Below are 14,352 nucleotides of genomic sequence, written 5' to 3'. Positions count from 1 at the left end.
GGCCGTGTACGCCACCGGGCGGCGTCAGCCGGTGACGGCCTCGCGGCGCTCCGCCGCGTACGCCATGGCGTGCTGGACGACGCCGATGAGTGCTTCCTTGACCGACTCGCGGTCACGGGCGTCGCACATCAGGAGCGGCACGCCCTCGTCGAGGTCGAGGGCCTGGCGGACGTCCTCGGTGGGATAACGGGGAGCGCCCTCGAAGCAGTTGACGCCGACGAGGAAGGGGATCGAGCGCCGTTCGAAGTAGTCGACGGCGGCGAAGCTGTCCTCCAGGCGGCGCGTGTCCGCGAGGACGACGGCACCGAGCGCGCCCTCGGAGAGCTCGTCCCACATGAACCAGAACCGCTCCTGGCCGGGCGTGCCGAAGAGGTACAGCACGAGGTCCTCGCGGAGCGTGATACGTCCGAAGTCCATGGCCACGGTCGTGGTGTGCTTGCCCTCCACACCGCTGGTGTCGTCGACCGGACGCCCGGCCTCGGTGAGCAGTTCCTCGGTGCGCAGCGGCCTGATCTCGCTCACCGCGCCGACGAGCGTGGTCTTGCCCACGCCGAAGCCGCCGGCCACGAGGATCTTGAGCGTGACGGGCTCGACCGGAGGCTTGCCGCGCTCAGAACGCCCGAAGATCATCGATCTCTTCTCCTGCTTGATGGGGGTCGGGCGACGGCGGGCCGTAGCCTCCGCCGCCTGGGGTTTCGATGACGAGTACGTCGCCGGTGACGAGGTCCGCGGAGGCACTGCCGCCGAGTTCGGTCACCGTGCCGTCGGCGTGCTCCACCCGGTTGGCGCCGAGAGCGCCCGGCTCGCCGCCCGCCATGCCGTACGGCCGGACCCGGCGGTGCTGGGACAGTGTGGAGACGGTCATGGGTTCGAGGAAGCGGATGCGGCGTACGGCGCCGTCTCCGCCGTGCCACCGGCCGGCGCCGCCGCTGCCGCGCCGGACAGCGAACTCCTCGAGGCGCACGGGCAGCCGCCACTCCAGCACCTCGGGGTCGGTGAGGCGCGAGTTGGTCATGTGGGTCTGGACGACGGGTGCGCCGGGGAAACCGTCGCCTGCGCCGGAGCCGGAGGCGACGGTCTCGTAGTACTGGTGGCGGTCGTTCCCGAAGGTGACGTTGTTCATGGTCCCTGAGCCCTCGGCCTGGACGCCGAGCGCCGCGTAGAGGGCGCCGGTGACGGCCTGCGACGTCTCCACATTCCCGGCGACCACGGCGGCGGGCGGCTCGGGGGCGAGCAGGGAGCCCGGCGGGACGACGATACTCAGGGGGCGCAGACAACCGTCGTTGAGGGGGATGTCGTCGGCGACGAGGGTGCGGAAGACGTACAGCACGGCGGCGTTGACGACCGAGAAGGGGGCGTTGAAGTTGGTGGGCAACTGCGCGGACGTGCCGGTGAAGTCGATGGTCGCGGCCCGGTTCTCGCGGTCCACGCGCACGGCCACGCGGATGACCGCGCCGGAGTCGGTCTCGTAGGCGTAGTCGCCGTCCTCGAGGGCGTCGATAACGCGGCGTACGGCCTCTTCGGCGTTGTCCTGGACGTGGCTCATGTAGGCCTGTACGACATCGAGGCCGTAGTCCTCGATCATGCGGCCGACCTCGTCGACGCCCTTGCGGTTGGCAGCGATCTGGGCACGCAGGTCGGCGAGGTTGGTCTTCGGGTTGCGGGAGGGGTAGGGCGCCTCGGTGAGGAGGCGGAGGGTCTCCTTCTCACGGAAGCGGCCGTTCTCGGTGAGGAGCCAGTTGTCGAAGAGGACGCCTTCCTCCTCGATGGTGCGGCTGTCTGCGGGCATGGAGCCGGGGGCGATGCCGCCGATCTCGGCGTGGTGGCCGCGTGAGGCGACGTAGAAGAGGATCTCCGGGCCGTGCTCGGGGTCACCCTCCGTGTCGGTCGGCGGTGTGGCGTCGAAGACCGGGGTGATCACGGTGACGTCGGGCAGGTGGGTGCCCCCGTGGTACGGGTCGTTGACGGCGTAGGTGTCGCCCGGGCGCATGCGGGTGCCCCGCCGCCGGATGACCTCCTTGACACTGGTGCCCATCGAGCCCAGGTGGACGGGGATGTGCGGGGCGTTGGCCACCAGGTTTCCGTCCGGGTCGAAGAGCGCGCAGGAGAAGTCCAGACGCTCTTTGATGTTGACGGACTGAGCGGTGGATTCGAGGCGGGCGCCCATCTGCTCGGCGATCGACATGAAGAGGTTGTTGAAGACCTCAAGCAGAACCGGGTCGACTGTCGTGTCGAGATCGGAACTCTGCGTAATCGCGGCGCGTTCCATGACCAGATGCCCGTCGTCGGTCGCCGCGGCCCGCCAGCCGTCGTCGACGACGGTCGTGGACCCGGCTTCGGTGATGATCGCCGGGCCGGTGACGGTGTCGCCGGGGGGAAGGTCCTCGCGGCGGTGGAGGGGCACGTCGCGCCAGGCGCCGCCCGTGTGAAGACGGACGGTCCGGGGCGCTGCGGAGCCACGGACGGGGCTGCCGTCGGGGGCGGCTCCGCAGGGAGCTAGAGCGGACAGATCGGGGGGTTCGGTGATGCCGGTGGCTTCGACGGAGAGGGCTTCGACGACGATCGGGCGGTCGAGCGTGAAGGAGTACGTGGCGCGATGACGCTCTTCGAAGGCGTGCCGCATGGTGCTCGGCTCGGTCAGCTCGACGGTGAGGGTGGTGTCGGTGCCGTCGTAGCGGAGTTCCGCACGGCGGGTGACCTCGATGTGCTCCTCGGGGACGTCCTCGGCGAGGAGTTCGGCGCGTGCCGCCGCTTCCAGATCTTCGGCGGTCCTGGAGACGCGGGGCATCGAGGCGGGTTCCAGGGGCGCCTCGACGGACTGCTCGCGCATGGCGGTGGTGTCGGCGAGGCCGATACCGAGTGCGGAGAGGACGCCGGCCATGGGCGGCACGAGGACGGTGCGGATGCCGAGGGAGTCGGCGACCATACAGGCGTGCTGGCCACCGGCGCCGCCGAACGTGGTGAGGGCGTAACGGGTGACGTCGTGGCCCTTCTGGACGGAGATCCGCTTCACGGCGGACGCGATGTTGGCCACGGCGATCTGCAGGTAGCCCTCGGCGACCTGCTCCGGGGTGCGGTCGTCGCCGGTCCGCTCACTGATCTCGCGAGCGAGGGCGGTGAACCGGTCCCGGACGAGCGCCTCGTCCAGGGGCTCGTCGCCGTCAGCACCGAACACCTGCGGGAAGTGGGCAGGCTGGATCCGGCCGAGCATGACGTTGGCGTCGGTGACGGCGAGCGGTCCGCCGCCGCGGTAGCAGGCGGGTCCCGGCTCCGCGCCCGCCGAGTCCGGCCCTACGCGGTAGCGGGAGCCGTCGAAGTGCAGGACGGACCCGCCACCGGCGGCGACGGTGTGGATGTCCAGCATGGGGGCGCGCAGCCGGACGCCGGCGATCCGGCTGGTGAAGACGCGTTCGTACTCGCCGGCGAAGTGGGAGACGTCGGTGGAGGTGCCCCCCATGTCGAAGCCGATGACCCGGTCGAAGCCGGCGAGCTGCGACATGCGGGCCATGCCGACGATGCCGCCGGCGGGCCCGGACAGGATGGCGTCCTTCCCGCGGAACTGCCCGGCCTCGGTGAGGCCGCCGTTGGACTGCATGAACATCAGCCGGACGCCTTCGAGCTCGTCGGCGACGTGCCGGACGTACCGGCGCAGTACGGGCGAGAGGTAGGCGTCGACGACGGCGGTGTCGCCTCGGGGGACGAGTTTCATCAGGGGACTGGCCTCGCTGGAGAGCGAGATCTGCGGAAAGCCGATGCGGGCGGCGAGTTCGCCGACGGCCTGTTCGTGGGCCGGGTGGAGGTGACTGTGCATGCAGACCACGGCGACAGCGCGGATCCCGTCGTCGTACGCCTCCCGGAGGGGCCCCGCGAGGGCATCCAGGTCAGGGGCGCGCAGGACGGTGCCGTCGGCGGCGATGCGCTCGTCCACCTCGACGACCCGTTCGTACAGCAGCGCGGGCAGGTCGATGCGGCGGGCGAAGATGCCCGGGCGGTTCTGGTAGGCGATGCGCAGGGCGTCTCGGAAGCCCCGGGTGATGAGCAGCAGGGTGCGCTCGCCCTTGCGTTCCAGCAGGGCGTTGGTGGCGACGGTGGTCCCCATGCGCACGCTGTCGACGGGGTCGCCGGAGCCGGCCAGCAAGGTGCGGACGCCCTCGACCGCGGCGTCGGCGTAGCGTGCGGGGCTGTCCGAGAGCAGCTTGTGCGTGAGCAGTCGGCCGTCCGGGCGCCGGGCGACGACGTCGGTGAAGGTGCCGCCACGGTCCACCCAGAACTGCCAGCCAGTCACGTCAGTACCCCGCTTCCACGCTGCTCACAGCGCCCGGAGGCCGTTGATCACGTCGCGCAGAATACTCTCGTCCGGCAGTTCCGCAGGGGGTACGGGCCGGTTCACATGGACGAATTCCGCGTCCACGAGATCTCCGACAAGGACCCGTACCACCCCGATCGGCAGGTCGAGTTCCGCAGCGAGTTCGGCAACCGACTGGGGGATGTCGCGGCACAGTTCGACGATGTCCACGTGCTCCGGGGAGAGCATGTGGTCCGCTTCCGCATCGTCCGCGTGCGGCTCCGCGACCACGACCGCGATCAGGTCCAGGCGGTGCTGGCCCTGGCTGCTGGTACGGCCGCGGGTCATGGCGTACGGACGGACGACCGGTCCGGCCTCGTCGTCGAACCAGTGGCTTCTTCCCTGACCGTCAGCGCTCATGTCATCCCACTACCCGCCTGCGGGCAGATCGGTGCGCGGAGCGGCGGCCAGATGCACACCCACCCTCTTCACGAGGAGCGTCATCTCGTAGGCGACCTGGCCGACGTCCGAGTCGGCGTCCGAGAGGACGGCGAGGCAGCTGCCGTCGCCGGCGGCGGTCACGAACAGGAAGGCGTCGTCGAGCTCGACGACCGTCTGGCGGACGTTGCCGGCCTCGAAATGGCGCCCCACACCCTTGGCGAGGCTGTGGAACCCGGAGGCGACGGCGGCCAGGTGCTCACTGTCCTCCCTGGTCAGGTCCTTGGACACGCCCGTCGGCAATCCGTCGCCGGAGAGCACGAGGGCCTTGCGAATGCTCGCGACACGGTCCACCAGGTCGTCGAGGAGCCAGTTCAGCTCCCCCTTGTCGGTCGCGGTGTGGCCGGTCGCCTTCGGTGCGGTCATCGACCGTCCCCCTCTGTCGTTCCTTGTGGTGCTGCGCCGCTGTGGGCGTCATCGCCCGCGGCGTTCTCCTCACGGCCGCGCTGCCAGCCACGCTGGAGCGATGCCATGCGGCTGCGTACTTCCTCGGCATCGAGTTCGACGGGCTCGGCCCTGCCGTCGGTACGCGGCTCCGAGCTCCGCTTCAGCTGCGGGGCCAGGTTGGCCTGCCGGACTCGCCGGGGCAGCGGCGCGGAGCCGGAGCCGGACCGTGGTGCGGAGCCGTGCTCCTGGGGCGCGCCGGAGCCTGTCCCGTGGAGCGAGGGCTCGCCGGCGATCTCCGACGTCGAGCCGGAGCCCGGCTCGGGTCCGTCCGGGCCGCTCGAGGCGATCTCCGCGCGGCGGGTCCGCCTGGGGAGAGCGGACGGCTCCGGGTCACCGACGGCGTTGCCGGGTGAGGCCGGGGCTTCGGTGTGGTCGTCGTTGCGGCCGGCCGCGCCGATGCCACGGCGGGCGGATTCCGTCCCGCGACGGCGGGCAGGCAGCGGCGGCGGTGCGTCCGGAGGGGCGTCCCCGTGCCGACTGCCGGTCGAGGAGCTCTCGCTGCGTCGCCGGGCCGGAAGGGCAGGTGTGGGCTCGGCTCCCGGCCGGCCGGTGGCCCGGCCGCCCGCGGGCTCCTCGCCCCGGCGACGTTGCGGGAGGGCGGAGGTGGCACTCGACTCCGTTCGGCCGGTGGCCGCGGTGGTCTCCTCGTCCGGCTTCCCCCGCCGGGCGCGCTGCTCGGTGACCGGGCGCCCGTGCGAGCTGACCAGCTTGGGGGTGTGCCGGCGGGACAGCGGGACCGGAGCACTCAGTTCGTCGTCGCCGTCGGTCCGGTGCCCCGCACCGCGGGTGCCCGCTGCCTGCTGGCGCGGATCGGTGCGGCGGCCCGCCGTCTCGTCCGGGGCGCGGGTGAGGGAGTGGCGGGGGCGGAACAGGCCGCCGTGCTCGCTGTCCTCGTCCTGGATGGCGCCGGGGAAGTCTCCGACGGCGTCCAGGCCGACGGGGGCCTCCAGCTCGACCGGGCCGTCCAGCAGCGAGGCGGGCAGTCCGGGGCGCTGTGCGGGTGCCTGGGACAGCGCGGCGCGGCGGCTGTCCCGCGGCTCGCTCTCCGGGGCCGGCTGGGGGCGGTCGAGCCGGAACCCGATGCCGTTGGTGTCCGGGACGTCGTCGGTCAGCAGTGCGTCGGGGATGAAGACCACGGCGGTCGTGCCGCCGTACGGGGAGGGCTGCAGGGAGACCCGGACGTTCTGGCGCTGGGCGAGCCGGCTGACCACGAACAGGCCGAGCCGGTCGGTGTCGGAGAGCTCGAACTCCGGCGTCTCGGCGAGCCGGAGATTGGCGTCCAGCAGAGCCTCGGCGGCCATGCCGAGGCCCCGGTCGTGAATCTCCAGGGTGAAGCCGTTGGCGACGCGCTCGCCGAGGACCTGGACAGCGGTGTGCGGCGGCGAGAAGACCGTGGCGTTCTCCAGGAGTTCGGCCACGAGATGCGTGAGGTCGGCGACGGCCGGGCCACCGATGGCGATCCGCGGAAGGCGGCGGACCTCGATGCGCTCGTAGTCCTCGACCTCGGCGACGGCGGCGCGTACGACATCCATGAGCTGGACGGGCTTGCGCCACTGACGAGAGGGCGCCGCGCCGGAAAGGATCACCAGGCCCTCGGCGTGCCGGCGCATGCGGGTGGTCAGGTGGTCGAGGCGGAACAGGTCGGCGAGTTCCTCGGTGTCCTCGGTCCGGCGCTCCATGGCGTCGAGCAGGGTGAGCTGCTTGTGGAGCAGGACCTGGCTGCGGCGTGCGAGGTTGACGAAGACCTCGGAGACGCCGGCGCGCAGCTCGGCCTGCTTGACGGCGGCTTCGACGGCGGCGCGCTGCAGGGTGTTCAGGGCCTGGCCGACCTCGCCCATCTCGTTCTTGTCGTATTCGAGGCGCGGGACCTCGGTCTCGACGTCGACCTGCTCGCCCGCGGAAAGGCGGCGCATGACGCTCGGCAGGCGCACTCCGGACGCCTCGTGCGCCTCCAGACGCAGCTGCCGCAGATCTCGGATGAGGGTGCGGCCGACGCGTACGGACAGGAAGAGGGAGATCAGGAGCGCGATCAGGCCGAGTGCGCCGGCGATGACCGCCTTGGCGATGACACCGACGGCCACAGGGTGGACGCGGTCCTGGTAGCGGTCGTTGGCCTGGTCGTTGAGGGTGCCGAGCTCGTCGAGCACGTTGCCGGCGGCGCTGTCCCAGCTCTTGGCGGAGACGCCGCGGGGGGTTCCGGCCCCGGAGGAGACGGCGGCTTCCTCGGCCACGCGCAGGGGAGCGGAGGAGGCGTTCTTCCAGAAGCTCTGGTAGCGGTCGCGCTCCGCCACGGGCAGCAGCGGCAGGTTGACGTCGTACATCAGGGTGCGCTGGGCCACGAGGTCGGAGATGTGCCGCTCCTCGGAGTGGGACATTCTGCCGACGATCAGGGCGGAGCCGAGGAGGGCGTCCTCGCGGGAGAGCAGTTCACGGGCGCGGGCGAGATTGACCAGCGCGCGGTACTGCTTGTCCAGTTCGACGTTGTCGACCACGTGCAGGTTGGCGAGGAGGACGTAGCAGGGGTCGACGAGCCGGTTGTAGAGGTCGAGGGCCTGGGTGCGGTTGACGGTGCCGTCCTCGACACTGCGGCGCAGCGACTCGATGCCGTCGAAAGCGTCCAGGACGGCGGTCAGCCGCTCGTCGGTGGCCGCGCCCATGGCGTCGCGCACATCCGGGTTCCGTGCGTTCTCACGGATGCCGCTGACGGCCTCGTCGGTGGCGGTCCGGCTGCGCCGGAGGGCGGCGAGTCCGTCGGAGGCTCGGGGGTCGGCGAGGTAGACGAGGGTCTGACGGCGTTCCTCCTGGAGGACGCGGACGGTGTCCTCGACGGGGTAGCCGATCTTCTCCACCACGGACGACACGTTGAACAGATCGCCCGCCTCACGTCCCGTGAGCACCGTGGCGAAGGCCCAGATCGCGGTCAGGGACACCAGCGGCACGAGGAGCAGCGCCACGATCTTCCGGCGGATGGACTTCCCGCGAAAGCGCATGGCCTCCCCCAGCTCGGGCCCCCCGGCTACCGGGGGTACACATGTGCGTCAACAAACGGCGCGAGCCTACTACCGACCCACAGGGAACTCGAAGACCGGTCCGGAACCTGAACTTCCGCGCCAGCCGCGAGGCATGGCGAGTTGTCCGGGCATTGCGGGAGTTGTCTCCCCGAAAGCAGTGGTAGTGGAGCGGGCCAATCCCCGAAGTAAGCCAGGGCGGTTGGCTGAAATTTTTCGGTTTTCGGGAATCTTCGTGAGGAGTTGTTCGTCCTTCTCTGTGGGAAACGGGGGCGGAATCGGCCACAGGAGCCGCGTCCCGCATCTGGGCGGCGTAAAACAGCGCAAGCCGGGCAGCCACTGGGGAGCACGGGTCTTCGGATGCGAGCGAGCGGTCTGCTGGCGGTGGGGAGTGACACGGTGATGGGCACGGCGGAGCGGCGCGGTGCGCCCAGGGCGGGTGGGGCGCAGCTGACGGGGCATCGGGATCCCGAAGCGGCCGATCGCGACATTCCCGAGGGCGTGGCGGAGCCCTCAGGAGGGGACACGGAGGTTCCGGCCCACGAGGAGGGCCGCGGTGCCCGGGAGCACCAGTACTACCGGCCCCTGTGGGTCGAGGAGCCCGCGCGGCGGCGGCGCCTGCCGGATCCGGTGCGGACGGCGGCCGTGCGGGCGGTCCTCCTCATAGCCGTGACACTGATCCAGGCGATGGTGGCCTTCCTGTGCACGATGGCCGGGTCCTGGCTGGCGTTTCCCATGGTGATCAGCAGTGTGGTCAGCACGATCGCGGCCACATGGGGTGCCCTCGATGTATGGGTGACGCGTCAGGTCTGGAACCAGCGACACGGGGTGGTGTCCGTGCCGAGCAGCACGGCCCGGGCCCTGCGGCGCGAACGGCGCCGGACCCGGCGGCAGGAGCGCGCCGCCGAGCGGGCGCGGGAGCGGATACGCCGGCGGGCTGGAGCCGGGCAGTTGTCCCACCCGTGAGGCACGGCGGCAGCTGCCCGGACGCGGCGACAGACCGGATGTGGGAGCGGCCGCTCGGCCGAGGCCAGACCCGGCGGCTCCTCACCGTCGGACCGACTGTGCCGGCTCCTCCCCCGGGCCTCGCGCGAGTTCGCGTGTCGTCCGCATGAAGGACGCGGTCGAGGGCACGCGGGACAGCCCGGCCGCGGACCCGGGACTTCTGGGACAAGCCCAAGGTCGGGGCTGAAGCTGCCCGGCAGATCGCCGGGCAGCCCACGCTGAGCGGGTGGGCGGGGGCCGGCGGCGGCACCGAGCGGTCCGGCAGCTGTGACATCGGCCGGCAGATCGGTCACCTGACCCGCGGCCCCGAAAGGGGCCGCGCCTTGTGAAGAGGGGAGCGGACGATGATCCATCCGCCCTCCCTGGACGCAAGGCTGCGGGTCCAGGGAGTGGGGGGTGCGGATCACCGACCGGTCCCGGTCATGACCGACCTCGTCAGAGTCGACCCCCTGCATCGCGACCATGGTGATCGGGGCGTCATGACACAGGACGCTTGAACATCCTGGTCGCCGTGATCTCGCTGTGGACGGCCTCCCCCGCCTGGGGCTGCGGGGGCAGACCCGGGCGGAGGTGTTCCTCGACGCTGATGTATTTGAGGCCCGCCCTCAGGTCGGCGTCGTTGCGCATGCGGATGACCAGGGGGAACTCGGCCAGCGCGGTCGTGTCGAACAGGCCCGTGGTGTACAGGAGCTGGACGCCCAAGGCGTCCGACACCGCCCGCTGGAGTTCCAGCAGGTATGTGGCGTTGGCGCGGCCGATGGGGTTGTCGAGGAACAGCGTGCCGGCGTGCCGGTGCTTGTCACGGCCCCGGTCGTTCGAGCGCAGCGCGGCCATCGTGCAGTAGAGCGCGATGGCCGCGGTGAGGAGCTGGCCGCCGGAGAAGACGTCGCCCATCTGCCCGACGGGGACGCGCTCGGCGCGCAGCACGGCGTCGGGCTTGAGGATCTCGACGGCGACGCCCTTGGGCTGCAGGGCCGCGCCGACGCCCCGCAGCAGCAGGGACATGCCGTCGCGGCGCAGGTCGGAGTTCTTCTTGACGGCGGCGCGGGTCGCCTCGTCGATGACCTCGCCGAGCCGCTCGGTGAGGGTGGCCTGGTCGGGCTCCTCGAAGCGGATGCGGAGGAACTCCTGCCCCGACCACTCCCCCAGGCCCTCCGGCAGCCGGGAGAGCCGCTGGGCGGAGCGCAGCGTGGCCAGGGCCGACTCGACCAGGCCGCGCAGCCGGTCCACGATCGAGTCGCGGTTGCGCTCCAGTTGCGCCAGCTCGTCGGTGAGGACGCGGAGCCGGGGTGCGAAGGCGTCCGCCCACTTCTGGGCGTGTTCGGGCAGCGCGGAGGCGGGCAGTTCACGGATCTGCTGGCGGGCCGGGGTGCGGACCTGCTCGTAGCGCGTGGAGTTGGCGTGCCGGACGAGGATGTCGCTGGCCTCGCGGACGGCCGCCTCGGCGGCCGACAGGTCGGCGGCGCAGCCGCGCAGCGAACGACGGGCTTCGGCCGCCGACTGCCGGGCCTCCTCCGGGCTGCCGGGGTACGGCTCCGTCTCCTCCTGCTCCTCCTCGGTGCTGTGCTCGCGCAGCAGGTCGCGGAGCATGGCGGCGATCTCGTCGAAGCCGCTCGCCGCGTCCTCGGCGGCCCGGTGGGCGTCGAGGAGTTCGGCGTGCGCTTCCCGGGCCTGGTTCAGCGCCTCGGTGTGGGAGGTGAGTTCGGTCGTGGCGGTGCGCAGCAGGGACTGCGCGTGCTCGGCGTCGCGGGGCTGGAGGTCCTCCGGGAGGTCGGTGTGCGTCTCGCCGTCGTCGGCGGGGGCGAGGCGTTCGGCCTCGCCGCGCAGCCGGCCGAGCTGCTCGCTCGCGGTCGACATCCGGGTCTCCAGGAGCTGCACCAGCTCCTCGGCGCGGGCGGCGGCGGCCTGGCGGCTGGGGCCGTCGGAGCCGTCGGGGGATTCGAGAAGCTGCTCCGCGCGGGTACGGACCTTGTTGCTCAGCCGGTCCAGCTCCGCGCGGGCCGCGCTCTCGTCGCTCTCGGCCCGGGCCTGCTCGGCGCGCAGGTCGGCGCCCACGCCGACCTTCTCGTACAGCTGGGACGCGGCCCGGTAGGCCTCGCGCAGTGCGGGCAGGGAGGCCTTCGGGGTCTGGGCGTCGTCCTCGGGTACGTCGTCGGGGGCGCCCGCGATCTCGGAGCGCTCGGCGCGCAGCGCGCGGGCGGTGCGGCGGGTGTCGTCGGCGGCGCGCTGGGCGGCACGCCGGTCCTCGTCGGCGGCCCTGGCCCGCTCCAGGCAGGCCTGGGCGCTCGCCTCGGACTCGGCCGCCTCGTCGGCCAGTTCACGTAGCTTGACCTGCCAGCCGGACCGCTCGCGCAGCCGGTAGGCGAGCCCGGCGAGAGCGTCGGCGGAGCGGCGGGCCTTCTGTGCGGCCTCCTGCCGCTCGTCCCGGACGCGCGCGGCCTCGGCGGCGACCTCGTCGGCCTCGGCCCGCACGGTCCGGGCCTCGGCCAGCTCGGCCTCCGACTCCTCGGCGAACTCGCGGGTGTCGTGGGCCGCCCGGGCCAGTTCGGTGAGCCGGCCGGCGGGGCAGCCGGTGCGCCAGGAGGCGAGCCGGGCGGCCAGTTCGCGGTCCTTGCCGAGCCGGGCGGCGAGTGTGCGGATCTCCTCGTCCCGCTCGGTGGCCCGGGCCCGCAGCGCCTGTCGCTCCTCGTCGGCGGCGTGCTCGTCGTGCATGGCCGGGTTCGGCGGCACGAGGAACACGTCCCCGCTGTCGGTGTCCGGGGCCGGGGTCGGGGCGAGCAGGGCGGCGGCGGTGCCGACCGCCACGGCGGAGCGGGGCAGCAGCGCCGCGTCGCCCAGCGCCTCCCGGGCGCGTGCGTGGGAGGCGGGGTCGGTGATGATCACGCCGTCGACGAGTTCGGGCCGGGTGGCCAGTACGCGCGCGTGGTCGGCCGGGTCGACGGCCTGGGCGAGATAGCGCCAGCCGGGCAGCGCGGGGATGCCGTGCTCGCCGAGGAACTCGACCGTGGCGAGCACGTCCGGGCCGGGCGGCAGCAGCCCGCCGTCACCGAGCGCGCCGAGGATCCGGGAGTCGTCGGCGGCGGCCGTACGCAGCTCGAACAGCTGCCGCTCGGCGGAGGAGACGGCGTCGTCGAGCAGGTCGCGCAGGTCGTCGGCGAAGCGGTCGAGTTCCTCGGGGGTGAGTCCCTGGTCGCCGGACGCCGGCGGCACGACGGAGTCGCCGTCCGTGCCGTGGCGGGGCTGCGGGATGCCCGGGCGGGTCTGCGGGGTCAGGCTGAGCACCTCCGCCAGCCGTTCCTCGCCCGCCAGCGCCTCGGCGGTGCGGCGCTCGGCCTCGTACGAGCGCTCGGCCGCCGTGGCCGCGTCGGCAGCGCGGGCCGCGGTCAGTTCCGCGCGGGTCTCGGTGGAAGCGGCTTCGCGCGCGTGCTCCGTGGCCCGGTGGGATGCCTCGCGGGCAGCGTCCCAGGCCGCGACGGCGGTCTTCTCGGCGTCGCTGGCGGCCAGGGCCGCACGGGCCGGGTCGGCGTCGGGCGCGGAGTCGTCGAGCCAGCCGGCCCGTACTGCCTCGGCGGTCTCCTGCTCGACCTCGGCGAGGCGCTGCTTGAGATGACCGACCTCGCTGCGGGCGCGCTGCGCCTGCGTGGCGGCGGCAGTGGAGTCCCGGTAGGCCTCGTCGCTGACCTCCTGCAGGGCGGCGGAGCGCTCCTCCTCCTCGTTGGCGTGGCTCTCGGCCTTCTCCGCGGCCGCGTGCAGGGCCCGTACGAGGTCGACGGCGGCCTTGGAGCGGGCGGCCAGCGCGGGCGCCGCGTCCCGCTCGGCTTCCTGGATCGCGGCGGACACACGGGTGACGCGGTCGGAGGCGGCGCGGTGGCGCAGCACGGCCTCGGCGGCCTGCCACGCCGAGTACAGGGTGCGGGCGTCGGCCAGCTCGCGCTTCTGCGCGGCGGCGGACTTCTCCGCCCCGGCCAGCGCCAGCGAGGCATGCCGGTAGGCGAGTTCGGCGGAGATCAGCGCGCTGCGCTCGCGGGCCGCCTCGGCGTGCGTGACGGCGTACGCGGCGGCGGTGACCCGCTGGGCCAGGTCGGCGGCCCGGACCCGCTCCCGCACCCCCCGCGCGGACAGCCTGCGGGCCAGGGTCCGGGTACGGCGCTCGGCTCCGGTGTGGACGTCACGCGCGCGGGAGCGGGCCTCGGCGGCCTCGACGATCCGTCCGAGGAGGTCGACGGACCCGGCGGTGAAGTCGCGTTCGGCGATCAGCTCGGCGCGCCGGCCCAGCTTGTTGCCGAAGCCGCTGACCAGGTCGGCGAGCCCGTCGGTGTCGCGGGTGTCGGTGACGGCGCGCAGCAGCAGGTCGGTGAAGTCGGCGTCCTTCTTGACCGCGAAGAGACCGGCCGCCTCACCTTCGTCGGCGTTCATCTCACGCTGGTAGCGGAAGAGTTCGGGGTCGAGGCCGAGGTCGCCCAGGTGCTCGATCCAGCGGTCGTGCGTCTCCTCCCAGTGCACCTCCAGGTGCGGGTAGGTCTTGCCCGCCTCCGTGAGGGCGTCCCGGAAGCCCTTCATGGTGCGGCGCCGCCCGCGCGCACTGGACTGGCCCTCGACCGGGGCCCGTACGGCGGTGGCCTCCGCCACGGGCAGGTTGTCGAGGCTCAGGCCGGGGCCCGGACGGAAGGAGTACCAGGCCTCGGCGAACTTCCGGGGGTCGTTGGAGACCTGCCGCCCGCGCCACTCGCTGACCTTGCCGACGACGACGCACTCGCCGGTCAGCACGTGCTGCCACTCCAGGGCCACGTGTCCGCAGTCGTCGGCGAGGAGGAACTTGCGGAGCACGCCGGAGCTGGCGCCGCCGAGGGTGTTGCGGTGGCCCGGCAGCATCACGGAGAAGATCAGCTTGAGCAGCACCGACTTGCCGCCGCCGTTCTCCAGGAACAGCACGCCCGCGGGCGCGGGCCGGCGCGGCGGGCCGACCGGCTCCTCCTCGAAGAACTCCGCCTGCGTGGGCGCGGGATCGGGCACGATCTCGCCCACTCCCCGCAGGTCAAGCAGGGTGTCGGCGTAGCGCGCACCGGCGGGCCCGATCGAGTAGAGGCGGACCCGGGACAGCTCGTACAT

The 14,352-nt window shown here is 72.7% G+C and carries 7 protein-coding genes; 1 reads left to right on the top strand and 6 read right to left on the bottom strand.

All coding sequences use genetic code 11. The annotated features are described in order from the left end of the window. Positions 1–24: 24 nt before the first annotated feature. Genes ACFU3E_RS32050 through ACFU3E_RS32030 form a run of 5 tightly spaced genes read right to left on the bottom strand, consistent with a single transcriptional unit; the run spans position 25 to position 8,220 of the window. Positions 25–630, bottom strand: a complete 606-nt coding sequence (locus tag ACFU3E_RS32050; RefSeq protein ID WP_384166204.1) for an ATP/GTP-binding protein — start codon at positions 628–630, stop codon at positions 25–27. Next, positions 611–4,285: a hydantoinase B/oxoprolinase family protein gene (locus tag ACFU3E_RS32045; RefSeq protein ID WP_384166201.1), complete on the bottom strand. Its 3,675-nt coding sequence runs from the start codon at positions 4,283–4,285 to the stop codon at positions 611–613. Before ACFU3E_RS32045 ends, ACFU3E_RS32050 begins: the two co-directional genes overlap by 20 nt. Positions 4,286–4,309: 24 nt before the next feature. Further along, positions 4,310–4,705 (bottom strand): DUF742 domain-containing protein, encoded by a 396-nt coding sequence (locus ACFU3E_RS32040; RefSeq protein ID WP_384166198.1) that lies wholly within the window; start codon positions 4,703–4,705, stop codon positions 4,310–4,312. Between the two features lie 9 nt (positions 4,706–4,714). After that, positions 4,715–5,149, bottom strand: coding sequence for a roadblock/LC7 domain-containing protein (locus ACFU3E_RS32035; protein ID WP_384166195.1), 435 nt, complete (start codon positions 5,147–5,149; stop codon positions 4,715–4,717). Then, positions 5,146–8,220 carry a nitrate- and nitrite sensing domain-containing protein gene (locus ACFU3E_RS32030; RefSeq protein ID WP_384166192.1) on the bottom strand — a complete coding sequence of 1,025 codons (3,075 nt, stop codon included), beginning with the start codon at positions 8,218–8,220 and terminating at the stop codon, positions 5,146–5,148. Before ACFU3E_RS32030 ends, ACFU3E_RS32035 begins: the two co-directional genes overlap by 4 nt. Before the next feature lie 378 nt (positions 8,221–8,598). Here ACFU3E_RS32030 and ACFU3E_RS32025 point away from each other — a divergent pair, with 378 nt between their 5' ends. Continuing rightward, a complete protein-coding gene (locus ACFU3E_RS32025; protein WP_384166189.1) occupies positions 8,599–9,204 on the top strand; it encodes a hypothetical protein in 606 nt (201 codons plus the stop codon). 516 nt (positions 9,205–9,720) lie between these two features. On the opposite strand, the gene ACFU3E_RS32020 is transcribed toward ACFU3E_RS32025, so the two are convergent. After that, the gene (locus ACFU3E_RS32020) at positions 9,721–14,352 is read right to left on the bottom strand and encodes a hypothetical protein (RefSeq protein ID WP_384166187.1); all 4,632 of its coding nucleotides are present in this window, start codon (positions 14,350–14,352) and stop codon (positions 9,721–9,723) included.

The organism is Streptomyces sp. NPDC057424 (genome assembly GCF_042803315.1).
In the GTDB taxonomy this organism is placed as follows: domain Bacteria; phylum Actinomycetota; class Actinomycetes; order Streptomycetales; family Streptomycetaceae; genus Streptomyces.
The sequence above is the reverse complement of the archived record's forward strand: the minus strand, read 5'-3'. Positions and strand labels throughout refer to the sequence as shown.